General features: G+C 32.8%; 22 protein-coding genes. 11 read left to right on the plus strand and 11 right to left on the minus strand.

What is annotated here, in order from left to right; genetic code table 11:
* Positions 1–7 precede the first annotated feature (7 nt).
* Positions 8–1,075, plus strand: a complete 1,068-nt coding sequence (locus tag DK442_RS17625) for a branched-chain amino acid aminotransferase (RefSeq protein WP_109437215.1) — start codon at positions 8–10, stop codon at positions 1,073–1,075.
* Between the two features lie 64 nt (positions 1,076–1,139).
* Here the strand turns inward: DK442_RS17625 and DK442_RS17630 are convergent, their stop codons facing one another.
* The gene (locus tag DK442_RS17630) at positions 1,140–1,526 is read right to left on the minus strand and encodes a nucleoside triphosphate pyrophosphohydrolase family protein (protein WP_109437216.1); all 387 of its coding nucleotides are present in this window, start codon (positions 1,524–1,526) and stop codon (positions 1,140–1,142) included.
* Between the two features lie 422 nt (positions 1,527–1,948).
* Between DK442_RS17630 and DK442_RS17640 the strand changes: the two genes are divergently transcribed.
* From DK442_RS17640 to DK442_RS17650, 3 genes are read left to right on the plus strand one after another with little or no spacing between them, the layout of a single operon-like run.
* Positions 1,949–2,548, plus strand: a complete 600-nt coding sequence (locus DK442_RS17640; RefSeq protein ID WP_109437218.1) for a hypothetical protein — start codon at positions 1,949–1,951, stop codon at positions 2,546–2,548.
* Between the two features lie 20 nt (positions 2,549–2,568).
* Positions 2,569–4,455, plus strand: coding sequence for a sensor histidine kinase (locus tag DK442_RS17645; RefSeq protein WP_109437219.1), 1,887 nt, complete (start codon positions 2,569–2,571; stop codon positions 4,453–4,455).
* Positions 4,452–5,078, plus strand: coding sequence for a response regulator transcription factor (locus DK442_RS17650; RefSeq protein WP_109437220.1), 627 nt, complete (start codon positions 4,452–4,454; stop codon positions 5,076–5,078). Before DK442_RS17645 ends, DK442_RS17650 begins: the two co-directional genes overlap by 4 nt.
* Positions 5,079–5,146: 68 nt before the next feature.
* Here the strand turns inward: DK442_RS17650 and DK442_RS17655 are convergent, their stop codons facing one another.
* Complete coding sequence (locus DK442_RS17655; RefSeq protein WP_109437221.1) at positions 5,147–7,198, minus strand: dihydrofolate reductase; 2,052 nt, start codon at positions 7,196–7,198, stop codon at positions 5,147–5,149.
* A gap of 93 nt (positions 7,199–7,291) precedes the next feature.
* Between DK442_RS17655 and DK442_RS17660 the strand changes: the two genes are divergently transcribed.
* The 4 genes from DK442_RS17660 to DK442_RS17675 all read left to right on the plus strand — a co-directional run bounded on the left by DK442_RS17660 (position 7,292) and on the right by DK442_RS17675 (position 10,547).
* Complete coding sequence (locus DK442_RS17660) at positions 7,292–8,326, plus strand: GyrI-like domain-containing protein (RefSeq protein ID WP_109437222.1); 1,035 nt, start codon at positions 7,292–7,294, stop codon at positions 8,324–8,326.
* 61 nt (positions 8,327–8,387) lie between these two features.
* A complete protein-coding gene (crcB, locus tag DK442_RS17665) occupies positions 8,388–8,753 on the plus strand; it encodes a fluoride efflux transporter CrcB (RefSeq protein WP_109437223.1) in 366 nt (121 codons plus the stop codon).
* A 15-nt stretch (positions 8,754–8,768) separates the two neighbouring features.
* Positions 8,769–9,107, plus strand: a complete 339-nt coding sequence (locus DK442_RS17670; RefSeq protein ID WP_109437224.1) for a P-II family nitrogen regulator — start codon at positions 8,769–8,771, stop codon at positions 9,105–9,107.
* A 303-nt stretch (positions 9,108–9,410) separates the two neighbouring features.
* Positions 9,411–10,547, plus strand: coding sequence for a porin (locus tag DK442_RS17675; protein ID WP_109437262.1), 1,137 nt, complete (start codon positions 9,411–9,413; stop codon positions 10,545–10,547).
* Between the two features lie 71 nt (positions 10,548–10,618).
* Here the strand turns inward: DK442_RS17675 and DK442_RS17680 are convergent, their stop codons facing one another.
* Entirely contained in the window at positions 10,619–11,233 is a 615-nt protein-coding gene (locus DK442_RS17680; RefSeq protein ID WP_109437225.1) for a DUF1684 domain-containing protein, read from the minus strand.
* Between the two features lie 136 nt (positions 11,234–11,369).
* Here DK442_RS17680 and DK442_RS17685 point away from each other — a divergent pair, with 136 nt between their 5' ends.
* Positions 11,370–12,584 (plus strand): MFS transporter, encoded by a 1,215-nt coding sequence (locus DK442_RS17685; protein ID WP_109437226.1) that lies wholly within the window; start codon positions 11,370–11,372, stop codon positions 12,582–12,584.
* Positions 12,585–12,607: 23 nt separating this feature from the next.
* Positions 12,608–13,360: a DJ-1/PfpI family protein gene (locus DK442_RS17690; protein ID WP_109437227.1), complete on the plus strand. Its 753-nt coding sequence runs from the start codon at positions 12,608–12,610 to the stop codon at positions 13,358–13,360.
* 432 nt (positions 13,361–13,792) lie between these two features.
* Here the strand turns inward: DK442_RS17690 and DK442_RS17695 are convergent, their stop codons facing one another.
* Together DK442_RS17695 and DK442_RS17700 are read right to left on the minus strand one after the other, a co-directional pair.
* Complete coding sequence (locus DK442_RS17695) at positions 13,793–15,271, minus strand: hypothetical protein (protein ID WP_160114242.1); 1,479 nt, start codon at positions 15,269–15,271, stop codon at positions 13,793–13,795.
* Between the two features lie 250 nt (positions 15,272–15,521).
* Positions 15,522–15,986 carry an Lrp/AsnC family transcriptional regulator gene (locus tag DK442_RS17700; protein ID WP_109437229.1) on the minus strand — a complete coding sequence of 155 codons (465 nt, stop codon included), beginning with the start codon at positions 15,984–15,986 and terminating at the stop codon, positions 15,522–15,524.
* A 216-nt stretch (positions 15,987–16,202) separates the two neighbouring features.
* Here DK442_RS17700 and DK442_RS17705 point away from each other — a divergent pair, with 216 nt between their 5' ends.
* Positions 16,203–16,586, plus strand: coding sequence for a hypothetical protein (locus tag DK442_RS17705; RefSeq protein ID WP_109437230.1), 384 nt, complete (start codon positions 16,203–16,205; stop codon positions 16,584–16,586).
* Between the two features lie 3 nt (positions 16,587–16,589).
* On the opposite strand, the gene DK442_RS17710 is transcribed toward DK442_RS17705, so the two are convergent.
* From DK442_RS17710 to DK442_RS17735, 6 genes are all read right to left on the minus strand, one after another.
* Positions 16,590–17,798, minus strand: coding sequence for a hypothetical protein (locus tag DK442_RS17710; protein ID WP_109437231.1), 1,209 nt, complete (start codon positions 17,796–17,798; stop codon positions 16,590–16,592).
* A complete protein-coding gene (locus DK442_RS17715; RefSeq protein ID WP_109437232.1) occupies positions 17,795–19,123 on the minus strand; it encodes an amidohydrolase family protein in 1,329 nt (442 codons plus the stop codon). Before DK442_RS17715 ends, DK442_RS17710 begins: the two co-directional genes overlap by 4 nt.
* 65 nt (positions 19,124–19,188) lie before the next feature.
* Positions 19,189–20,742 carry a sodium:alanine symporter family protein gene (locus DK442_RS17720; protein ID WP_109437233.1) on the minus strand — a complete coding sequence of 518 codons (1,554 nt, stop codon included), beginning with the start codon at positions 20,740–20,742 and terminating at the stop codon, positions 19,189–19,191.
* 93 nt (positions 20,743–20,835) lie between these two features.
* The gene (locus tag DK442_RS17725; protein WP_109437234.1) at positions 20,836–21,954 is read right to left on the minus strand and encodes a hypothetical protein; all 1,119 of its coding nucleotides are present in this window, start codon (positions 21,952–21,954) and stop codon (positions 20,836–20,838) included.
* 68 nt (positions 21,955–22,022) lie between these two features.
* Complete coding sequence (locus DK442_RS17730) at positions 22,023–22,280, minus strand: hypothetical protein (RefSeq protein WP_109437235.1); 258 nt, start codon at positions 22,278–22,280, stop codon at positions 22,023–22,025.
* 198 nt (positions 22,281–22,478) lie between these two features.
* The gene (locus tag DK442_RS17735) at positions 22,479–25,913 is read right to left on the minus strand and encodes a methylmalonyl-CoA mutase family protein (protein WP_109437236.1); all 3,435 of its coding nucleotides are present in this window, start codon (positions 25,911–25,913) and stop codon (positions 22,479–22,481) included.
* Positions 25,914–26,127: the final 214 nt, after the last annotated feature.

Genomic DNA, 26,127 nt, shown 5'->3' on the forward strand with positions numbered 1-26,127 from the left:
AATTAGGATGAAAAACACAATTTCTCAGACTTTAGAAATTAATGAAGTAAGCGAGTCCAAAATTGGACAGGTAGATTTTGAAAACCTTAATTTCGGGAAAATTTTTACAGACCACATGTTTGTCTGTGATTATATTAATGGAGAATGGCAAACACCAAAGATTGTCCCTTATGGGCCTTTGACGATGGAGCCTTCTGCTCGTGTCTTTCACTATGGACAAGCTGTTTTTGAAGGCATGAAAGCTTACAAAGATGATCAGGGAGATACTTTTTTATTCAGACCTGATGAAAATTATAAACGAATTAATAAATCAGCTGAACGTTTAGCAATGCCCGAATTTCCAAAAGAATATTTCTTTGATGGGTTAAATGCTCTATTAAAATTAGATAACAATTGGATTAAGCCAGGTTTTGGCAATTCCTTATATATACGACCGTTTGTCATTGCTACTCAAGCCAGTGTCTCTGCTTCTGAGGCTGATGAATATAAATTTTTAATTATATGCTCACCTGCACAATCCTATTATAGTGGAGATGTAAGCGTTTTGGTTGCCGAGAAATTTAGTCGTTCTGCCAGTGGTGGTTTTGGATACGCTAAAGCTGCCGGTAATTATGCCGGACAATTTTACCCAACAAACCTTGCAAAGCAACAAGGATATCAGCAAGTGATCTGGACAGATTCTAATACACATGAGTATATGGAAGAGGCCGGAACCATGAATGTGTTTTTTAGAGTTAATGACACCTTACTAACAGCTCCTATCAGTGATCGTATTTTGGATGGAGTAACTCGTAAAAGTTTAATTGCTATAGCTGAAAAGGAAGGAATTAAAGTGGATGTAAGGCCTGTAAAAGTGAGTGAAATTGTTGAAGCCGCTAAAAACGGAAGTCTTAAAGAAATTTTTGGAGCAGGTACTGCTGCTGTTGTAAGTCCTGTAAAAGCCTTTGGATATCAAGGAGAACATTATGAAATCCAAAAACAGGAAAATTCTTATGCAGACTATTTCAAAAAAGCGCTTATGGATATACAATATAATATCTCTGAAGATACTTTTGGATGGAGATATAAGGTATAGATAATCAAAATATTTTGTCATAAAAAAAACTCCGAAAAGAATATTCTTTTCGGAGTTTTTTTATTTATCGGTCTAAAATCTCCTTAATATTCGGTTTAAAATAATTTGGGCCTTTTAGTACTTTACCATCCTCTCTATAAATTGGCTGTCCATTTTCTCCCAACTTACTCATATTACTGCGCTGAATCTCATTAAACACCTCTTCTATTTTGTGTTGCATACCATGCTCTATAATAGAACCACATAAAATATACAACATATCGCCTAACGCATCGGCTACCTCTACCAAGTCATTATCCTGAGCTGCTTCAAAATACTCTTCATTCTCTTCTTTCATAAGGTTAAATCGCAATGTGTTTTTTGCTTCTCCCAAATCAGCAATAGGTTCATTTTTATACCCCAATTTAAACGCAGTATGAAACTCTTGTACTGCACTAATTTTATCTTTCATATGTTGATTTTTATTTGATCTCAGTTATTATCTTTGCCGTAAAAATAGCAAATTATGTTTAGTACAGGCCAATTGATATTTGCAGGATGCTTTGTTATAGCTTTCATTCTATTAATGATCTTCAGCTATCGAAAAGATATCAAGCTACATCGCAAATATTACAAAGGCAGTATCTTCATTTTGATTGGTTTTATTATCTTTATTTTGTTGTTATTTATGTTAAAAACGTATTTACAACCTGAGTAAACCATATACACCCCAAGTATTCTGTCAAAATAAAAACTCTTTTGATCAGTATCGTTTTTGATATCTGACCTGAATTTCTTTTGGGATTTTATTACCAAAAGAAAATACCTTGTACTGGGTATACGCTGATATGCTCTTTTTTAAGAGTTTTGGAGAAACTAAATAACTAAAATATTATGTCTAAAACATTACTTAAAATTATTATAATCATTCTGGTTTTTTCAACATTCCTTTTAGGAAGAAATCTTTATATAAAAAATAATCTTTGCGAATCGTGTAAATTTAAAAACACAAAACCTCAAAGAATACCAGATGGATATGATCTTTCATTAAAGATTGATTGTACAGATCAAGATAACTATCAACCTTTTCATTTCGATATCGTAAATAGTTTCGGGATTGTAGGTAAAATTGAAATGGAAAATGATAGTACAATTAAATCTATAGATTTTAAAATATTGGATGTAGCTGATTGTGATCGGTTTTACATTAAAAATATTGAATATAACCAAAGCAATGGTGCTTCTCATCATATTAAATTCACAATTAATAACAGAAATAATGAATGTGGTATAGTTGACAATATACTTAACAGACGTATCCCTATAGAAATTGGACATGAATTTAATATAGATATTACATCCGATAATGATCCTAGAATAATAACCAGGGAAATAAACAGTAATAATGAAACCAGAGATAAAGTTTTCCCTCCATTTATTTGCCTCGGAAGAGTTATAGCTGTTTCAGAAAACAAGATTAACATTTCTAATTAGTCTAAATAATTAAATCACTTTTGAACAAAAAACATTTATTCATAATAGTTTCATTTTTTACAACAATATGCATTTCGCAAGATGATAAAACTCTTGCAAAAACTATTGAATACTTATTGGAGAATCAAATTGAAGAAGCTTATACGCAAGTCAAAAAAGCCCATAATTCTAAAGAAAAAGAAATATTAGTTTGGCATATCGATGCCAGAAAAAATGGAATTAAAGACTCTATATTTCTCAATGAAAATAATGAGACTATTTCTTCCTACAACATTATGAATTTACTTAGGAAAGGAGATATTCATAATCAATCTTTTATTAAAAATGATTCTTTAATCCTTCAGAGTTATAGAAAAGCACTTGACTTATCCATTCAAAAAAAAGATACTCTCCTTACAAGGCTCACATTCAGAAAATTATTAAAATTCACTTTCGGTAATCGAAAATTATTTGAGCTTCTAGATGAATATCTTGATATATATAATAATTATCTAAAAACCCCTACTGATAGTGCCTATTATGATTATTATAAATATACTAATATTTCATATCGAACAAATAAGCCTTATATCAAAGTATATAAAAAGGCCTTAAAATCAATCGAAAAGAAGAAAAATTACTTATTACAAGGAACGCTTTATCAAATTTTAGGAATTCAACAAAGTCATTTTAATAAAAAAAATGATAGTGCTATATATTATTTTAATAAAGCTACTGAAAAATATAATAAAGTTTCCGACTTAGACATAGAGAAAGAAGAAAAACTATTTGGAATCTATAATAACCTAGGAGTTGCATATAATTATAGTAACCAACCAAAAATTGCATTACAATATTTTAAGAAAGCGAACAAATACAAAATTCCTAAAAATAGTTTCTTAAAAAAATCTTATTTATATCTAGCCATAGCCGAAACTCATAAGAATCTCAAAAATTTTGATAGCGCATACCACTATATCAATAAGGAAAAAGAAGCTCTAAAACAATTTAATGAATATGAAATTGCTCTAAAACTAAATGAGATAGAAACCAAATACCAAACAGTAGAAAAAGAAAAAAGAATAGTACAACTTCTTAATGTTAACCTCAAAACTGAAGCTAGCCGAATACGAAACCGAAACTTTTTAATAGGTTCTATTTCTATTCTTATCGTAGGATTTATAATCGCATTGCTTATTTACAAAAACACCAGACGTAAACAACGTATAGCCGAACAGGAAAGACAAATTGAAATTCAAAAAACAGAAAAACTGCTCAAAGATCAGGAACTTACTGCTATTGATGCTATGATTTCTGGCCAGGAAAAAGAACGACAACGTTTAGCCAATGAGCTACATGATAACCTAGGAAGCACACTGGCCACCGTCAAACTTCATTTCCAGCACTTGACCAAAAATAGAAATAACTCAAAAATAGAAAACCTTGAAGAACTCTACGCTAAGACAGATCATTTGCTAGAAGAAGCATATCAAAAAGTAAGAACCATAGCTCATGAAAAAAATAGTGGTGTAATGGCCAATCAGGGATTATTACCTGCCATTAAAAAATTTGCAAAAAAAGCCTCTAATGGTGATGCGTTGCAAATCGTAGTACAAGATTATGGGTTGGAAGAACGATTGGATAATGCCTTAGAGATTTCAATCTTTAGAATGATACAAGAATTAATTACAAATATTATTAAACATGCCAACGCAACAGAAGTACATATTTCTTTAACCAATCATGATTCCCTGTTAAACATCATCATTGAGGATAATGGAAAAGGATTTGACACAAAAGTGATTTCTCAAAAAGACGGTATGGGATTAAGAACTATAGAAAAACGCATAGAACATCTCGAAGGAACCTTCGAAATTGATTCGACCATAGGAAAAGGAACTAATATCATCATAAATATACCGATATGATCACTATTGCAATAGCTGAAGATCACCAATCTCTTATCGACGGGGTAGAACTTCTTTTAAGATATGAAGAAGAAATATCTATTGTAGGAATGGCCAACGATGGAGAAGAATTGCTGGACATTGTTCGTAAAAAACAACCCAAGATAGTGTTAACCGATATTAGAATGCCTAAAATTGATGGGATTGCTGCAACCAAAATCATAAAAAAAGAATTTCCGCATACCAAAATTATTGCTTTTTCTATGTTTGATCAGGAAGATGCGATTAAGCAAATGGTTGATGCCGGCGCATCTGGATATTTATTAAAAAACTCACCGCTGGAAGAAGTGTTGAGTGCTATACATCAAGTAGTACAAGGAGAAACCTATTTTGATGCCGCTATCGATATATCTCTTTTCTCTGAAGATGGTAAGCAGTCTGCCAAAAAGCAATTACTTTCTAAAAGTGAAAGAGAAATTTTAAAACTCATCGGACAAGGAAAAACCTCATCAGAAATCGCAGCGATACGTTTTAATTCAGTGTCTACCGTCGAAACTCATCGTAAAAACATTATTCGCAAACTCGGACTTCATGGCAAAGGAGAATTATTACGTTATGCAATCGAGAAAAAGTATAATTTTTAAGTTATTATAACAAAAAAAATCTCCTTTACTTTAGGTAAAGGAGATCTTTTTATGTTGAATATTATTTACTAGTTCACTTCTGGCAAAAAGTTATAATGCTTACTATACATCAACATTTGAGATACAAAATCTTCTGGTTGAGTAACATTAATTTTTGTGATTTCTCCATTTTCATCCATTTCAGGAACTAAAACAGGGTTTACAAAACCACTATAAGGAGCAGAAGTAAATTGTTCATTACGTTTTAATACCTCTGCATGAATTGCCTGATCAACTTTTACACCATAGCCTTCTACCAACTCTTCGGCAGCTTTATAATCTCCTTCTGATTTTATACGCTGAGTTTCACGTAATAAACGTCCAAAGATTTCACGTAACTTTTTATAATCATTAATATTATAATATGTTTTACCGTCTCTGGTTACTTTTTCGATTACATTATCCTTCTTTCCTTGTTCAAAAGACCATGCACTCACCCACTGTCGATTTCTCATATGTGCTTCTTCCACATCATCTCCAAGATTTAAACGTATAAGCTGTCCCAATAAACCATTTCTAATATAACCATCATAAGCAGCTTTTCCAGTTTTCTCCCAATCTTCTACTAATCCTAGTTCCTGTAATTTAGGATCCATTAAATAATATAAGCCTACTAAATCCGCACGACCTTCTTCCATTGTAGAGGCATAGTTCTTCAATGTTTCTTTAGTTTCACCTACTCCAGGGTTTAATTGTCCTGACGCATGTCCTACAACTTCATGCAAAGCAGTATGTAGTTTATCTCCTAACTGTCCATATTGTTCTTCTAATTCAAACTCTTCATCATCATGTACAAATTCTTTTAAACGCCCAGAACCTCCAGCATTATTATACGCTCCTATAATATTTCCTAAGGATACTGACTTAGAACCTACTGCTGCTCTAATCCAATTGGCGTTAGGTAAATTAACTCCGATTGGTGTACTTGGAGAGGCATCTCCCGCTTCTCCTGCAACAGCAACTACTTTATAAGAAACTCCAACGACACTATCTTTTTTATGTTCATCCATTAAAGGAGAATTATCTTCAAACCATTGTGCATTTTCTGATAATACAGACATTTTTTTAGACATATCAAAATCTTTTATCTGTACAATAGTCTCATATGACCCTCTATATCCAAGTGGGTCATTATACACCTCAATAAAACTGTTGATATAGTCAATATTACCTTCTGTAGCTGCTGTCCATGCTACATTATAATCATCCCAAGTTTGTAAATCCCCAGTTTTATAATATTCGATTAACAAACCTAATGCATCTCCCTGTGCTTTATTTTCTGCAACACCTTGCGCTTTTTCTAACCACTTAATGATTTCATCAATTGCAGCTCCATATAATCCTCCAGATTTATAAACTCTCTCTTTTAACGTTCCATTTTCTTTTACCAATTGAGAATTTAATCCAAATGACAATGGTTTATTTTTATCAGGAGATTTCATTTTTCCATAAAATGAGGTTACATCATCATTCGTTACCCCAGGGCCATAAAAATTAACCGCTGATAATGCTACATTATCAATTCCTTTTGCTTGATTCACTTTTTTAGCATCTTCATCATTAAAAATTGCTTCATAGACCTCTTTAGAAATCTCTGTACTTGTCGCAGCAAGTAAAGAACTTAAATAGTCCTGACTAAACTCTGGTTTGATTTTATCATTACTATAATGATGGTGTATCCCATTAGAAAACCAAACTCTTTTTAAGTATGTTTCAAAAGCCTTCCAGTCTTTAGAAGTTTTATTTCCATCATACGAGGTATAAATTTTCTCTAGTGCTTTTCGAATGGTAAGATTATGACGATAATTCTGATCCCACATAATATCTCTACCGCTCAATCCAGCTTGTGTAAGATAAAAAACCAGCTTTTGCTCTTTTAAAGTAAGATTATCCCAACCAGGAATCTGATACCTTAAAATTTTAAGGTCAGCAAATTGCTCAACCATATAATCAAACTTTTCCTCTACAACCTCTTGTACATCCTCTTGCTGATCACTCTGATCTGTCACTTTAGGATCTTTTTTACATGCGATTAGCAGACTCGCAACAGTAATAAAAAATAATATTCTATTGAGTTTCATTTGTTTTATTTTATTGTTTTTGACAAATGTAACAAAATAAAAGGATGTTAAATTTGTTTATATTAGCTGATCAAACAATCAAAACTAACTAACATGAAAATAATAAAGTATTTATTTTTTCTGCTATTACTAGTAGTCATTGGTGGCGCGGTTTATGTCGCTACAATTAATGGCGAATACCAAGCAGAAGAAAGCAGAATAATAGAAGCTCCCGATGAATTATTATTTAGTACTATTAATGAATATAAAACTTGGGAGAAGTGGGGTCCATGGATGGATGAATCTGATGATCTGGTTATGGAATATCCTGAAAAAACAAGTGGTGAAGGAGGATCTTATACCTGGAGAAGCGAGACACAAGGTGATGGTAAAATTGAAACTAAAAAAGTGTTACCCTTCACCAGTATAGATCAAAAAATCACATTTATTACTCCAATGGGAGAAAGTAAAAGTGATGTATACTGGAAGTTTGAAAAAATTGAAGGTAAAAAAACAAAAGTCACCTGGGGAATGAAAGGTAAGCAGTCTTTTATGGAAAAAGCATTTTGGGCTACTCAAGATAGCAGTTTATCGCAAACAATAAAACCAATGTATGCAAGAGGACTAGAAAAGCTCGATGCTTATGTAAATGGTGAGATGAAAAAATATGCGATTCATGTTGACGGCGTTACAGAACATGAAGGAGGATTTTATATGTATAGTGCAACTACATCTTCAATTGCCGTAATTTCAGAAAAAATGGCAGAAATGATACCTGCTGTCAGCACATACATGAGACAAAATAATCTTCCACAAACCGGAATGCCGTTGACAATATACAATGAGTATAACGTAGAGCAAGGTACTGCCATTTTCTCAACAGCTATTCCAACACGAGACAAAGTAGTAACTCCAGAAGAAGGTGCAATACAATGTGACTTCCTGCCTAAACAAAAAGTTGTAAAAACTACACTTAAGGGAGATTACACAAATCTTAAAGAAGCATGGGAAGCTGGCTATAAGTATATCGCCGAAAATGGTCTTGAACCTAATACAGAATCTCCGGCTTTTGAAGTGTATCGAGAAGAACCAACATTGCAGCCTAATCCTGCAGAATGGGTTACAGAAATTTATATTCCCATAAAATAAAAACTTTATATAAACTGCATTTTACCAAATGATGTAAAATGCAGTTTTAATTTTACCAGTAATGAAGCAAATACTATTAGTATTTATCGGGGGAGGCACAGGAAGTATAGCCCGTTATCTAATTAGTAAATATCTAAATAGTACAGCAACCGGAATTCCTTATGGAACCTTTACAGCTAATATATTAGGTAGTCTATTAATTGGAATTATTTTAGGACTAGCTCTTAAAAATAATGCCATATCCCAAAATGCAGTTGCATTATTAGCAACAGGTTTCTGTGGAGGCTTTACTACTTTTTCTACATTTGCATATGAAAACCATATGTTACTAAAATCTGGAGATTTCATTACTTTCTTTGCATATACAATTGGTTCTTTTGTTATTGGATTCCTTTTTGTATTTTTAGGAATGTTCCTTGTAAAATAAACCGATATTGTAATCATGAAAAAAATCGAAGCTATTATCCGCAAATCAAGATTCAAAGCTGTTAAGGATGCGCTACATGAGATTGAAGTAAATTTCTTTACATATTGGGATGTTACTGGAGTCGGTAACGAAAAAAAAGGACAAACCTACAGGGGAATTTCTTACAGTACTTCTGATATCCAACGTAGATACCTTTCTATTGTTGTCTCTGATGAATTTGAAGAAAAAACGATTCAGACCATTATTGAAGCCTCAAAAACAGGCGAAGTCGGTGATGGTAAAATTTTTGTATCAGACATACAAAATGTATATCGAATCAGAACCGAAGAAAAAGGTGAACAAGCTCTAAGCTGATTTTTTCTAATTATTCATAATTTTATCTCCTTCATCTTAGTTTTTACAATTTTTAGCATCTAAAATGTTATAATTAGATTTACTTATCTCTTTATTTTCCTTAAAAACTCTTAAAAATCCAAAAAAGAGACTTTTAAATTCTTAAAAATTACACAAATAAACATTAAACCTTAATTTTTTTAGGGTAAAAAATCAAAAAAGCATAAAAATACAAGCATACCCCCTATTTTTTATTGGGGTAAAATTCTTTTGACATAGTTTTACAGTTCCAATTAAAAACAATTACAATAATTAATGTTTATTATGAAAACAAAAACTGTAACAAATTTTTTAAGAAAAGTAGGTCTTGTTGCTTTGGCTCTTGTGAGCTTCACCACAATTGCACAAGAAGAGGAAGAAAAAAAATGGTTTGATAATTTCTCTGTGAATGGATCTGTAGACGGATATTTTAGATATAATATCGGAGCTCCTAATGAGTCAGATGATTTTGACGGCGATGCTAGTACTGACGATTCATTTATTGCTCCTGGAACTTCTTTTGCAAATCAATCTGGTTTTGCGTTAGGTATGGCTAACCTGATTTTAGGGTATGAAGGTGAAAAAGTTGGTTTTGTAGCTGATCTTGTATTTGGACAAAGAGGAGAAGATGCTGTATTTAATTCTGATGGTTCGGCGCAAATTGTCAATCAATTATATGCATATTGGAATGTTTCTGATAAAGTTAAACTTACTGTTGGTAACTTTAATACTTTTCTAGGGTATGAAGTAATTTCTCCAACAGGAAACTTTAACTACTCTACTTCTTACATGTTCTCATATGGTCCTTTTTCTCATACCGGTTTAAAAGCAGATTTTGCACTTAGTGAAAAGTGGTCTGCAATGCTTGCTGTTATGAATCCTACTGATTATACAGAAAACAATCCTTTTGACACATACATTGTTGGTGCACAATTAGGATACTCTACTGATAGTGGAAGTGCATTTCTTAACTTTAGATATGGTAATGAAGGAGATACAGATGAAGTAGATCCTACTTTTCAGGTAGATCTTACTACAGGATGGGATGTATCTGAAGATTTTTATCTTGGTATAAATACTACATACCTATCTACCGAACCACAAGGAGATGGAGATGCCTCAGGTTTCTATGGAGTAGCACTTTACCCACAATACAAAACTTCAGAAAAATTTACTATCGGACTAAGAGGAGAATATTTCTCTGTATATAATGGGGGATTAACAGGTGTTATTGGATTAGACTCAGAAAATGATGGTGATGTTATTGCAGCAACATTAACAGGAAGTTACGCTATTGGTGATTTAACACTTAAACCAGAATTAAGATTAGATTCTGCTTCAGAAGATTCATTTTTGGATAATGACCGTGAAGCTACAAAAAGTCTTTCTTCTTTTGTGTTAGGCGCGATCTATAAGTTTTAATATATATTTTTAGTCAATATATTATTTGTTTAAAGCAAAAAGCGTTCTGAAGATTCAGGACGCTTTTTATTTTATTCATTTTCAGGATATTTCTTATATTTTTTAACCCCTGCAAGTATCTTCACATCCAGATGATTTTCTTCAGGAGGGATTGGACAAGAATACCGATCATTATATGCGCAATACGGATTATAAGCGGTATTAAAATCAATTAGAATTGATTCTCCTTCGGGTATTTTGAGATCTATAAAACGTCCTCCACTATAACTTGATTCCTCATTTGACAAATCAGTAAAAGGAAGAAACAAATAGTCTTCATATTCGGGTTGAGTTTTTAATCCCTGATTTTGATATATACACAATACATATTCTTTTTCTTGAAGTATAAATCTTGCTTCTCCATATTTTACATACAAAGGTTCTGCCCCTGTAGTAGTTTTCATTATAAATGGAGTCTCATAAGGAGTACGCTCAAATTTTGCTTTAATACAAAGCGAGGTATCTATTTTAAAAAATTCTAGTTTCTTAAAACGTTTAAAATCTTTTGTAGTTAATGGTGAAATTTCTTCAGAAGAAAACTCTCTATTGATCTTTTCCTGAAAAGACAATATTCTTTTAATTGCCGTAGAATCCTGAGCAATAGTATTTCCTGTGAAAAATATAAGTAGCAATAATAACCTAAACACTTCCCTTTTGTTTTTTTGCAAAAGTACAATTTACAATTAGTTAACTAATTAATTTTAATAAAATTGTACCCAAATAATAGATAAAAAGCTACTTTTACTCCTTAAATTCAAGGGAACAACACAAATCATCAATTCATTGCGCAAGATTTTACTTCAATATATTGATTCTTTTTCTGGACTATCAAAAGAAGTATGGTGGTTAGCATTAATTACATTAATCAATCGGGCTGGAGCAATGGTAATTCCATTTTTATCCCTCTATCTCACCGATGATTTAGATTTTTCATTAGAACAAGTAGGTTGGATCATGACTAGTTATGGCTTAGGTTCATTTACAGGAGCTTGGCTTGGAGGTAAACTAAGTGATCAGATTGGGTATTATAAAGTCATCCTCACATCTCTTATGTTAACCGGGGTTTCATTTCTTGCTATTCAGTATTTTTCTAGTTTCTGGAGTATTTGTATTGGTTTCTTTATTCTTATTGCCATCGCTGATATGGCTAGACCTGCTTTTTTTGTTGCATTAAGCGCTTATAGTAAACCCGAAAATAAAACACGATCATTAACTTTTATACGGCTAGCTATTAATCTTGGATTCTCAGCAGGACCAGCACTTGGCGGTCTTATCATTACATCTATTGGATATAACGGTCTATTTTGGGTAGACGGAATCACTTGCATTATAGCAGGTTTTGTAATGATACAAACGCTTAACCCTAAAAAAGCCAAAGAGCAAGACAAAGAAATTGTTGTTAAAAACCCTATAAAACCTTATGAGGATGGCATCTATATCATATTCTTAATTGCACTTGCTTTATTTGGTTTTATATTTGTTCAATATTTCTCTACGTTACCTTTATATTATAAAGAAATACATAAGTTATCTGAAGAAAAAATTGGTCTTTTACTCGCCTTAAATGGTGCACTTATATTCTTTTTTGAAATGCCTCTAATTGCGTATTTAGAAAAATCTAGATTTTCAAAAATAGGGAATGTAATCAATGGTTTTATCTATACCGGAATAAGCTTCGCTCTTTTATTAGTTACACCTTGGGCAGGAATTCTAGTTGTGGGAATGATCATAGCTACGCTGGGAGAAATGGTTGCTTTTCCATTTGGAAACGCTTTTGCATTGGATCGAGCAAAAAAAGGAAGACAAGGTGCATATATGGGCTTATATAGCATGTCATTTTCTGCAGCTCATATTTTTGGGCATAATTCTGGAATGCAATTTATAAATCAATATGGATATAACAACACCTGGATTTTTATGACTTGTATTGCCGTTTTAGGAACATTTTTACTTTACATTGTAAAACAAAAAATTACTAAGGAAAAAAGTACTGATTAAACTTCTATTTAAAATCTAGATTCATGAAAAATTTCATTTTGGTTCTCCTTACCCTATTTCTTTTTGGATGTACTCAGGTACAACAAGAAAAAAAACAAACCATCAAGGAAGAAAAAATAACCGAAAAGAAGACGTTTCCAAAATTAGAACCCAATCGATATAACGTTGCTTTTTTGATTATGGACGGAACGTACAATACAGAATTCACCGCTCCTTATGATATTTTTCAACATACACAGTATCGAAAGAATATTAAACAAATGAATGTTTTTACGGTAGCAAATACTGATCTGCCAATAACTACCTTTGAAGGAGTAAAAATTATTCCTGATTATAATTATCTTAAAGATTCTTTACCTCATATTGATATTTTGGTAGTTCCCAGTGCAGAGCATCACCTCGATACCGATTTAGATGATCATGCCTTGATTGAATTTATAAAACAAGTGGACAGTAAAGCTACATTTATGACTTCACATTGCGATGGAGCTTTTGTTTTGGCAAAAGCAGGAGTCTTAGACACTATAGTTTCTACAACATTTCCTAGTGATATTGATAAAATGCGTGCCATGTTTCCAAAATTGGATATCAGAAAAGAAGTATTATTTGTTCATGATGGAAAATACATAACCTCTGCAGGAGGTGCTAAAAGCTTCGAAGCCGCTCTCTACTTATGTGAATTCTTATACGGCCCTGAGATAGCACAATCATTAGCAGGAGGTTTAGTCATTGATTGGAAACTTGAAGATGTACCTCATCTGGTAATAAATAAGTAAAGATTTAGAAATAATTTGATTTATCTTGACTCCAAGAACAGAAGTCATTTCTATTCATACAAATCATAGAGAACATATATAATTCATACTTTCTTACCAGTATTTTTACATTTAAATAAAGGAGTAAGGTGGGTAAAAAAAATGAAAGCGTTCAATGAACGCTTTCAGTCTTTAGGGCAAATTACGTACTCTCTTTAGTTTCAAGATTTGGGGTCTTTAGACTAATGTCCTCACACCTAATTCGACCCTGATGTATTCCAAACTAATATTTTAATTTATATCGTCATACAAGTTAAAATGTTAGTTTTTGGCCATACATCAAAGTTTTTTATTGATGATGTAAATATAGTGTAAAAAAATTGTTAATTCAAAAAAAATCACGACAAAAAACACAATAAATCGATGAAATACACAAAATTTTATGATTTCAGCTTAATTTGAAAACAAATATTTAGAAGTACCGAGGTATTTTTTTATGAGTTCGTTGTATTCTTTAGAGAGTTTCAAAGCCAGAGTACCTTCGATAACATAAAGCGCATCTACATCTTTATATCCATTTTGTAACATTTTTTCTAAATAGAATAAAGCAGTTTCATAATCTTGATCTTGAGCACTTAGAGAAATGATTTTTTTATACGATTCAAAATCTTGTTCATCTACAATTGTACTCAGTATATTAAGAAATAGTCTTTTTACCAGATATTTGTTATTATCTTTTAATAATTCTGCTTTATAAGCATCCACCAGATATTTTAAATACCCCTTTGCCCTAAGCCCTGTATCATGAGCATATTTTTCTTTATTCTGAACCAATGTATCGACTAATGACATTTGATATTTCCACCAACCTAGATTTTCAAAATCTTCTATTTCAACATCTTCTTCAAGAGCAAACATATATTTTTCTCTAATTAGCCTTTCTTTATAATTATATTTAGACTCTAATCGTTTTTCACGTTTATATTCTTTGCGCTTTTTAATTTCCTTTTGTTCTTCTTTCAAATAACTTGTATTAAAAAACATACCGTATTTAATTCGGATTCTCTTGAGTTCTTCGTTTGCGAATAAAAACTCTCCTTTGTCTATATAGGAATCAACCTCTGCTAAATCTTTTTTGAACAAACTCTGAACCCTGATAGAATCCTTTGGTATTCTACCTTTGAGCATCGCTTGAAGCGTAAAAGTAGAAAGTGCTTTATTTATAATCCTTTGATTAGGTAATTTGGATGTATCATTGTAGACAAAAACATCTGCTGGAATTGCTTTACTTTTAAGATATGCTTTATTATTAAAAAAGTCTCTATATCTATAATTAGAAGTATTCACAACACCCAAATAAGAAAAACTCTTTTTAATTCTTACACTCGAATTATAATAATAACTATCTCCTATAGCAATAACCCCGGCAATTTCATCAGAATATAATGCTGGTAATAGGCTTACAATTTTAGCATCATCTCCAAAAGCAGTAACATAGACTCTTCTCTTTTGAATTGAAAAAAGAGAATGAACATAGTCCATAAAAGTTAGCATATATTCAACTTTTTCTTTTGGTTTCTGATGTTCTAAAACATCTGCAATAACCACAATATAACCATATTCTTCTGCAGCTGCTTTATATAATCTTGTGATCCCTCCTGTTTTTCCAGAAGAATCAAAACCAAGTAATAAAGGCCAACTTTTGCTTGTATCGAAAGTTTTTGGGAGATAAACACTAAACATACCCTTTGTAGAAGGTACGGATAAGGAATCCATTACTATTCCTTTTTTAAGTGTAAGCTTGTTTTGTCCATACCCCAGTGAAGAAAGACATAGTATACTAAGAATAAGATATTGTTTCAAGAAAGAAAACGGCACGATATAATTAAGTTTTATACCAAAATAATGCAAAAAAGATGCCTTTATGCACATTTTAGTAGTAATTTATAAAATTTTGTAATGTATCAACTTAAGAATTCAGATTTTTTCAATAAAATACCCATATCTTTTCTTTATAACAAGTGTTTAAACAACATTACTTTCAAAGAAAAAAACGCCTAAATTCCTTCAGACGTTTTTTATCTTTCCCTTGTACTCTCTTTAGTTTCCCTAACTAATGTCCTCACACAAGATAAAGATGGTTCATCGTACAAATATATACACAAATCTCATGCCAAAAAATTTAAATTTCTAATTCATTTAAGCCTGAAGAATTAGTAATAGGGTTACTCTCTATGAGATTAGAAAGTACGATATGAGTTTTAACTTCTCCATAGGTAATAAGACTATCAATAAATTCTTGTAAATGCATTTGATCACGCAAAACCACCTCCATGATTATATTTTCATTACCCGTAATCCTATAACAATTCATAACTTCTTTATATGTTGCTACTTTAATTAAAAAAGGTTGTAATCTTCCCATAAAAGCGCGTAGTGTAATAATAGCTTTTAACTGGTATCCTGTTTTTGTGTATGAAACTTCAGCTCTATACCCTTTTAAAATACCATAATCTTCCATTTTTTTGATTCTTTCAGCCACAGCTGGAGAACTTAAACCAACTTTTCTTCCTATTTCTGCATTAGACAACCTTGCATTTTTCTGTAAGCATTGTAAAATACCCCAATTGGTAGCATCTATTTTCATACTGTATTTTTAATATTTCTTGCTTGAACTCCCTTTATACATTTGCAATCAAAATGATTACTATACCTGGTAATAATTACACACTCCATTACTTTATTTTTGATTTTAAATCAAAAATACTATTTATAATTAATAGTTAAGGTAAATAAACCTTTACTCTTTAATTTCAAAAGAAAAAGTATTAGAAATTACTTTATTTTTGGAAAACGAAATATTATGAGACGAAAACCGAGAAATAAGAGATTGTATAAAAAGGCTTTAGAAATATTTACGCTTTCGCGAAGTATTTCAAGCTATCTTGTTCATGACTTAGCTCACCTTCAAAGTAATGGAAGTGAAGATCCTCATATCTATTTTACAGGTGATATTATTCGACAATCGGATGCTTTGGCCCCTAAAATTATAACTGCAGAAAATCAAACCTTTCAGGATGATCGTATTCGTCATGCTAATTCTTTAATACACATTACTAATAGACTTTATAAAAATTGTGAACGCCTGGAACAATCAGAAAGTAATGGTAAAGAATTTTTAGTTTTATTACGTAAGGAACTAAGAAAATTTAAACGTCTGCAACATCATTGGTTAATGACCTTATAGCTATTATCTCAACCATTTTTTATCAAATTCTGGATAAACCATCTTACGGATTGTATCACAAAATTGTTTTTCTAATCTATTTACCTGGTTAAGATTAGGGCTACTCTTCTCATAAGCTCTAGCAAAGATTTTATATCGCATTCGCATTCCCATTTTTTGGATTTCAGAATCTTTAGAATTTTCTAACTTTCTCAATTTACCAAGTTCTCTTTCCCACCATGAAAAATTAACCTTTTTGGGATTTTTATAATCTTCAGAAAAGCGTAAGTTAAATTTATCGGTTTGTTTTATTTCTTCTTCTAATACTTTTGACAATGAATTTATAGTTTTGATATATAGCTTATCTTTTTTAAGGTTTTTGAGCTTAGTTTTTATACTATCCAAATCATAAAAAGATTGATATGTATCTAAGAGTCGTTGGTAGTTTTCAATGGTCTGAAGTCGTCGTTCATTTTTCTCTGCTTCTACTGCTACCGCATAATTACTTTGATAACTTTTATAAATCTGTTCGTCTGTTTTTGTTTTTTTACCTTTTTTATATGCTTGTATTTCCAGCCAATCAAATGCTTTTAAAATTTCTTCTTCGTGTGGCCAACTATGATTTCCATTATACGTTATTAAAGTCTGAGTAAAATTAAAGTTCTGCAAATATCTTTTTGTTTTTATCATTTCCACATAATTCATATCCTCATTTCCACAAATAGCTGCATAGGAAAACTTCTGTGTAGAAGGAACATGATTGGGATTACTAGAAAAACCAGCTCCGCAAGCTACTACTCCTGCAATTTTATTGGTTAATACCGCAATAGTAGAAGCCAATCGTGAACCTCCTGAAAATCCAGCTAAAAAAACCTGGTTTTCTCGAATTTGAAAATTCGAAAATGTAAAATCAAATAATCTATCGGTGATATCAAAATTTCGTTCATAAGGACCATTTCTTGTATTATTAGAGCATACTAAAATATAGTTATACCTCTCAGATGCTTTGATAAAAGGTTTAATACCTACTTTACCTCTAGCTGCGGGATCAAAAATATACACAACAGAAGACGGTTGCGTATGATTAAAAGATTGAGGAAGATATAGGGCAAAAGTTTCTTTAGTACTTTCAGAAATCTTTATTGAATCAATAATTTTACCAATTTCAAAGGTTTCCTGAGCATTTCCAAGAACTATAAAACCTAATAAAAAAACAGATACTTTTAGTTTCATTTATACCGTTTCCCTTTTTTAATTATAATATCTACATCCTGTAATATATTAATATGACGAAGTACATCACCTTTTACAGCAATAATATCGGCATATTTTCCTTCGGTAACAGTTCCAACTTTATCAGCAACCCCCATCCATAATGACGGCCAATAGGTAGCTGCTCGTATTGCATACATTGGATCTATTCCGAATTCATTAACCCAAACATCTAATTCGTTCCAAGTTGATTGGCTATGAAATTTCATCGGAATACCACTATCTGTTCCTATCATCAACACTACTCCTGCATCCATCAATTGCTTAACTTTAGTTTCTAATGTTGGTTTACGAATTGGAGTGAGTTGAAAATATGGTAATCGATCTTTATGAGTAAAACTATTTTTTATGTCTGCAACAATCGTATCGTGTAATCCTCTATGCCAGGAATCATTATCTAAATGTTCTCCATTATCACGAACATATTCATAATTATATAATCCTTCTACAGTAGGGCACCAAAACATGGGTCCAAGATTCATTTGAGCGGTACGTTCTTTAATTGCTTCTATCACATCATCAGGGTATCTTGGAGCTGAAGATAGTCCCGTATGCTCAAAGCAATCTACACCAACCTTTAGTCCCATTCTTATTTCTTGTGGACGATGACCATGAGCTACTACCTTTAATTTATATTTATGTGCTGTATCCACCACAGCTTGTAGTTCTGCTGTAGTCATTTGATCCTGATCTATAAGTTTGATACAATCAACTCCTGCATCAGCTAATTTCTTTATTTTTTTTCTGGCATCTTCTACTCCATTTATTCCCCATCTAAAAGCTTCGGTCCCGGGATACGGTTTTTTTTGTATAAATGGTCCAGAAACATAAAGTGTGGCTCCCGGAATCTCTCCTTTATTAATTCGATCTCTTACAGTTATACTTTCTTTTAGCGGTGCGCCTAAATCCCTGGCGCTAGTTACTCCAGCCATTAGTAATTGCTCTGCAGAAGAAGGCATAATAACATTTTCTAACAGCGGCGGATATGTCTTATCCCAATATGCATAATCTGCATGACCATTAATCATTGTATGTACGTGCATATCCCAAAGTCCTGGCAGCACAGACATACCTTCAGTAGAAATCACTTCTGCATTTTTTGGTATTTGTAATGTTTTTAAGGTACCTACGGCTTTAATTTTCTCGCCTTCAATAAGGATTACACTATTTTGTATTGGAGTAGACCCATATCCATCTATTAGAGTGCCCCCTACCAAAGCTTTTAATGGCTGTTGCTGCGCAAATGAAATCGTAGTTACGAAGACCGCTAAAAGTAATTTTTGCATGATGAGTTGTGTTTCTATAAAGATAAAGAAATTCAAAAAAAATACCACCATACTGAGTATGATCACTAACTCATCATCTTTTTGATATTTTTCTTATACCTTTTTAGTTCTTCTTTTACTTTATCACTCAACAAAAACAAACCTATCATATTGGGTACCATCATTGCAAAAACCATGGCATCACTAAAATCGGTCACTGCATTTAATGTTGCAGCAGCACCTATCACCGTAAAGCAACAAAATATAAACTTATAAAGATATTCTGTTCGTTTACCTCTTCCAAAAAGATAACTCCAGGCTTGATAACCATAATAAGACCATGCAATCATAGAAGAGAAGGCAAAAAGTAATACCGCAATAGTAAGCAGATATGGAAACCAGGAAACACCACTCTCTAGTGCAGAAGCAGTGAGAAGAACTCCTTGCTCATCGCTGATTTCGACACCTGTTTGAATTTGCCCTGTAATAATCAAAACCAATGCAGTCATAGTACACACTATCACAGTGTCGATAAAAGGCTCGAGTAATGCTACGAGCCCTTCACTCGCAGGAAAACGTGTTTTTACAGCACTATGCGCAATAGAAGCACTACCTACTCCTGCTTCATTACTAAAAGCTCCGCGTCTAAATCCCTGAATTAATACACCTACAAAACCTCCTAGCACTCCTTCTGGATGAAAAGCACCATCCCAGATCGCCCCAAAAGCAGCGGGAATAGCTGAGCTATATAGTACTAAAACGGTAAGTACTGCTCCAATGTAAATTAATACCATAAAAGGTACAATCTTATCGGTAACACTTGCTATTTTTTTAATTCCGCCAATAATAACAACTCCTACCAATATTGCCATAATAACTCCAAACACCCAACCCTGACCATGTAATATGGAATTATCTGAAATTACAACATGATTAAGCAATTTAAAAGCCTGATTTACCTGAAACATGTTTCCACCACCAAAAGATCCTCCAATACACATAATCGCAAATAGCACTGATAAGACCTTACCTAATTTTGCATACCCTTTTTCTTTAAGTCCTTTGGTCAGATAATACATTGGCCCTCCAAATACCTTTCCCTCATTATTGATCTCTCTATATTTGACCCCAAGAGTACATTCTACAAATTTTGAAGACATTCCTAATACCCCAACTACTACCATCCATAATGTCGCTCCGGCACCACCAATAGATAATGCAATGGCTACACCTGCAATATTTCCAAGTCCTACAGTTGCAGAAACGGCAGTAGTTAATGCTTGAAAATGACTTACCTCTCCATTTGTATCTTTATTATCATTTTTTGCCTTAGTATCTTTTGATGATATATTAGGAGAAGGTGTATAAAACATTTCTTGTTCTGAGTTTTCTAAAGCATCATATTTACCTCTAACTACATTTATTGCAGTAAAAAAACTTCTGATATTAACAAACTTAAAATATATTGTAAAATAACTCGCACCTAATATCAATACCACTAGAACCCAAGGAATTCCAATTGTTGATGTTATAGGTATTTCAGCTAAAATGGTATCTACAAACCAACTGGTAGCTTCTCCAAAGACACGATCAATATTTTTATCTAAATTTTGTTCTGAAATAATATAAGGAAATAACATATAATAATTTTCAGAGCAAATTGCCCTAAAAATAAACACCACAAAAGGTTAAGCACTATTCAAAATTCAACTCCTAAATGCTTAACCATGCGGTTACGTATTGTCTTTTAGTGAAGTATACTTAAGAAAACTATTTGCTTTTGCAAAGGCGATTAATTGCTCTTTACCTCCTGCCCCGCTTATATTAAGCATCTTTTTGATTTGATGAATATGAGTCTGTAACCCATCAGTACTAATATGCATTTCCTGGGCAATCTCGGTATATGACTTATGATTTCCAAAATGTGCAAGATATCCTAAAACCTCTTTTTGTCGTTCAGAAAGCTCTATCTTGGAGGTAGCTTTAATAGTTTCCAGGTCATTTTTTAATCGTTTAATGGTATCCAAATGACTTTCGTTTGCTAATTTCAATTGTTCATTATCTCTTACAAGTTTGGCTTTTTGAACTTCCAGATTTTGTGTTAAACTTTGCTGTTGTTCTTTTTCGGATAGAAATTTCCAACTGTACAGCAGTATTGAGAATAACAGAATAAAAAGAAATTTAAATGAAATCGCTGTAATACTACCAAGCGTTCTCCAAAACTCCTGATCTATAAATTGCAAAACTCTATCCTGCGGAATCATTCGATGTGAAACTGCTATCACAATAAGAACAAAGAGTGCAAATGTTGGCAAATACATAAACTTCATTTGCCTACCAACAAAAGCTTTATTGAGTTCATAAAGTAATGATATTGCAACTAATATAGAGATCGGAATATCGATTAACCAGATAAAATTATTGCTTATTTCAGGATTACCATAAGAAGCCGTTATAAAAACAAAAGTGATCATCCCTAAAACACCACAAAAGAGACTTACAAATTCTCGCGCGCTAAAACGTTCTACTAATCGAACAATAATTCCTGGCTTTTTGGGATGTTCTATAGAAGGGAGTGATAGCATAATACATAATGAATTCGCCAATGAAATTAGTACTCCAAAATAGATAAGAACCTTATTCGTAGGTGACCATTGCAAGGCTACCACCATAATCAGATTAACTAAAGCTCCTAAACCCCATACAAATATGGCTAAACCAAACCACATAATCCCTTGAATAGCTTTAACATCAGCTCCTCTAAGTTTTTCTTTGCTAAATATACGTTGAATTACAACTGCCGAAATAAGACAAACAATAGCCGTTACAGTATATTCTATTGTATTAAACACAGATTAGTCATTTACGTCTAAAGGTATTGAAATTTTGATCATTATCAATATCTATAAGCAAGTTGAGATCAGTATTGTAATTTATACAGATTATAATTGTGTTCAAAAGTAGTCTGGCAGTTTATAAAAATCAAAAAATCCTGATATAGCTCACCCCAGCAAGTATTTAACATCTCCCTATAGTAGTTTTTAAGCTTCCCGGCAATGTATTCATATTCCCCGGCACAGGTTTTAGGCTTCCCGGTAAGATTAGTATGCTCCCCTGCACAGGTTTTAGGTTTCCCTGTAAGGTTAGTATGTCCCCCTGCTGCCGGGAAATACAACATTGGTGCAAGGAGTCTATTCTTGTATGCAAGGAAATGTTATAAAGTCCCTGGCAGGCCTAAATCATGTATGGAAGAAAAAAACAAACTCTAAGAAAGTATGATCATTATTCGGGTAGTTTAAGTCGATTCAAAATTCTTATAAATAAAAAGTCTCGTTTTTTGCAAAACGAGACTTTTTATTTAGGTTTATGCTTATCATTACATATTACGTCGATACTGTCCTCCTACTTCGAATAGGGAAGCTGTAATTTGTCCTAACGAACATTTTTTACAAACTTCCATTAAAGCTTCAAAGATGTTTTGATTACTGATTGCTTTTTGTTGCAAATCTTTTAGCAATTCTGCTGTAACATCAGTATTTCCCTTCTGCAACTCGTTTAGCATTGTAATCTGATATTGTTTTTCTTCTTCAGTTGCACGAATTACTTCTCCTGGCGTTACTGTTGGAGATCCTTTAGAGCTTAAAAATGTATTTACTCCAATGATTGGAAACTCCCCATTGTGTTTCAATGTTTCATAATACAAACTTTCTTCTTGTATCTTACTACGCTGATACATGGTTTCCATAGCTCCTAATACTCCTCCTCGTTCTGTGATTCTATCAAACTCTGCTAGCACAGCTTCTTCTACTAAATCTGTCAGTTCTTCTATGATAAATGATCCTTGAATTGGGTTTTCGTTTTTAGCCAGCCCTAATTCTTTATTAATGATCAACTGTATTGCCATTGCTCTACGTACAGATTCTTCTGTTGGCGTAGTAATGGCCTCATCGTATGCATTTGTATGTAAAGAGTTACAATTATCATAAATTGCATACAATGCCTGAAGTGTAGTACGAATATCATTAAAATCAATCTCCTGAGCATGTAATGAACGACCAGAAGTCTGAATATGATATTTTAGCATTTGTGCTCTAGAATTAGCTCCATATTTATGTTTTAAGGCTTTTGCCCAAATTTTACGTGCTACTCTACCAATCACGGCATATTCTGGATCAATACCATTAGAGAAAAAGAAAGATAAGTTAGGTCCAAATTTATTGATATCCATTCCGCGGCTTAGATAATACTCTACATATGTAAATCCGTTTGCCAATGTTAGTGCTAATTGAGTAATAGGATTTGCTCCTGCCTCTGCAATATGATATCCGGATATAGATACCGAATAGAAATTACGTACTTGTTCTTCTATAAAATATTCTTGCACATCTCCCATTAATCTAAGCGCAAATTCTGTAGAGAAAATACATGTGTTTTGTGCTTGATCTTCTTTAAGAATATCTGCTTGCACAGTTCCTCTAACAGTATTTAAGGTGGTCGCCTTAATTTCGTTATACACCTCAGCTGGTAAAACCTGATCTCCTGTAACCCCAAGAAGCATTAATCCAAGTCCATCATTACCTTCTGGTAATTCACCTTGATATTTTGGGCGTTCTACTCCCTTTTCCTTATAAATTTTATTGATTTTTTCGGCTACTTCTGTCTCTAGGTCATTCTCTTTAATATACTTCTCGCAATTTTGATCAATTGCAGCATTCATAAAGAATCCTAACAACATAGGTGCTGGTCCATTGATCGTCATACTTACCGAAGTCATGGCATGAGTTAAATCGAAGCCAGAGTACAATTTCTTAGCATCATCAAGACAACAAATAGAAACTCCCGCATTACCAATCTTACCATATATATCAGGTCTATGATCAGGGTCATTTCCATACAATGTTACCGAATCAAATGCAGTAGAAAGACGTTTGGCCGGCATTCCTAAACTTACATAATGGAAACGACGATTCGTTCGTTCTGGACCTCCTTCACCTGCAAACATTCGAGTCGGATCTTCTCCTGTACGTTTAAAAGGATACAGCCCTGAAGCATACGGAAACTCACCAGGAACATTTTCTTGCAAACACCATTTTAAAACATCCCCCCAAGCTTCATATTTGGGTAATGCTACTTTAGGAATCTGACTATGTGATAACGATTCTGTATGTGTTTCAATTTTTATTTCCTTATCTCTTACTTTAAATGAGTAGATAGGATCTTTATATTTTTTGACTTTGGTTCCCCAACCTGTAATAATTTCCCAATTATAAGGGTCAAGGTTAAGTTTTACTCTATCAAATTCTGCTAAAAGTAATTTTAAGAATACTTTCTTATCATCATCTTTTATATCTCTCAACCCATCATCGTCTATACCATTTTTGGATAAACCAAGAAAATGAATATCTGCAACACTACAAATTGTTTTATAAATTCCATATAATTTTTGAGCGACCTCTACTTGAGTATTTGCTGTTTTATCATATGCTCTATTGTTTTCTGCAATTTCTGATAAGTATCGGGTTCTACTTGGAGGGATCACAAATATTTTTTCAGACATTTCTTTAGAAATATGAAAATCTGATTGAAGTGCTGCACCTGTCCTCTCTACGACTTTATCCATAATAGCCTTGTAGAGTGTATTCATTCCCGGATCATTAAACTGCGAAGCAATAGTTCCGTATACAGGTAACTCATCTTGTGGAATATCCCACAACTGATGATTACGCATATATTGTTTTTTTACATCCCGCAAAGCATCCAGAGAACCTCTTTTATCAAACTTATTGATAGCTACCAGATCAGCAAAATCTAACATATCTATCTTTTCTAATTGTGTTGCCGCCCCAAACTCGGGAGTCATTACATATAGAGAAGTATCACTATGTTCTAAGATTTCGGTATCTGATTGTCCTATTCCCGATGTTTCCAGAATGATGATATCAAATTCTGCAGCTTTTAATACCTCTATTGCTTCAGCCACATATTTTGATAATGCCAGGTTAGATTGTCTGGTTGCCAGTGAACGCATATATACTCTCGGGGAGTTAATAGCATTCATTCGAATTCGATCTCCTAATAAAGCTCCTCCGGTTTTTCGCTTAGAAGGATCCACAGAAATCAATCCTATAGTTTTTGTCGGGAAATCAATTAAAAATCGACGAACCAATTCATCCACTAATGAGGATTTTCCTGCACCTCCTGTACCAGTAATTCCAAGTACTGGGGTTTTAGAGGTTTTATTTTTGATATGAATTTTATCTAAAGCATCTTTTGCTATTTCAGGAAAGTTTTCTGCAGCAGAAATAACTCGTGCAATTGCACCTATTTCTTTTTCTGCTAAATGATCTGCTTCTCCATTAAGGTTATCTCCTATAGGAAAATCAGAGCGTTGTACCAGATCATTAATCATTCCTTGTAACCCTAGCTCTCTTCCATCATCAGGAGAATATATACGTGTAATACCATAATCCATTAAGTCCTTAATCTCTTCTGGAAGTATTACTCCGCCACCTCCTCCAAATATTTTGATATGAGTTGCTCCTTTTTCTTTTAGCAAATCATACATATATTTAAAATACTCGTTATGACCTCCTTGATATGATGTCATCGCAATAGCATTTGCATCTTCTTGTATAGCGCAGTTTACTACTTCCTCCACACTACGATCATGACCAAGATGAATAACTTCGACTCCTGTAGATTGAATAATACGACGCATGATATTTATCGCTGCATCATGACCATCAAATAGTGAAGCTGCAGTTACTATTCTTACTTTATTCTTGGGTGTATACGGTGCTATTTGTTCCATTGACAATAAAAAGTGATTTTTACGCCGCTAATTTACGAAATATGCAGCGAAAAGGATTATTTTTTTAGAATTATATAATTTTTTTAACCTGTTTGGTATTTACATTATTCATAGTTCAAATTTAGCACTAATTATAGTTGTTTTTTTAAAAAATATGCACTGATAACAGCAATCTATTTCTAATTGATTAAAAACAAAGTAAAACCGTCAACCT

The sequence above is a fragment of the Aquimarina sp. AU119 genome, from assembly GCF_900312735.1.
GTDB classification, from domain to species: Bacteria; Bacteroidota; Bacteroidia; order Flavobacteriales; family Flavobacteriaceae; genus Aquimarina; species Aquimarina algiphila.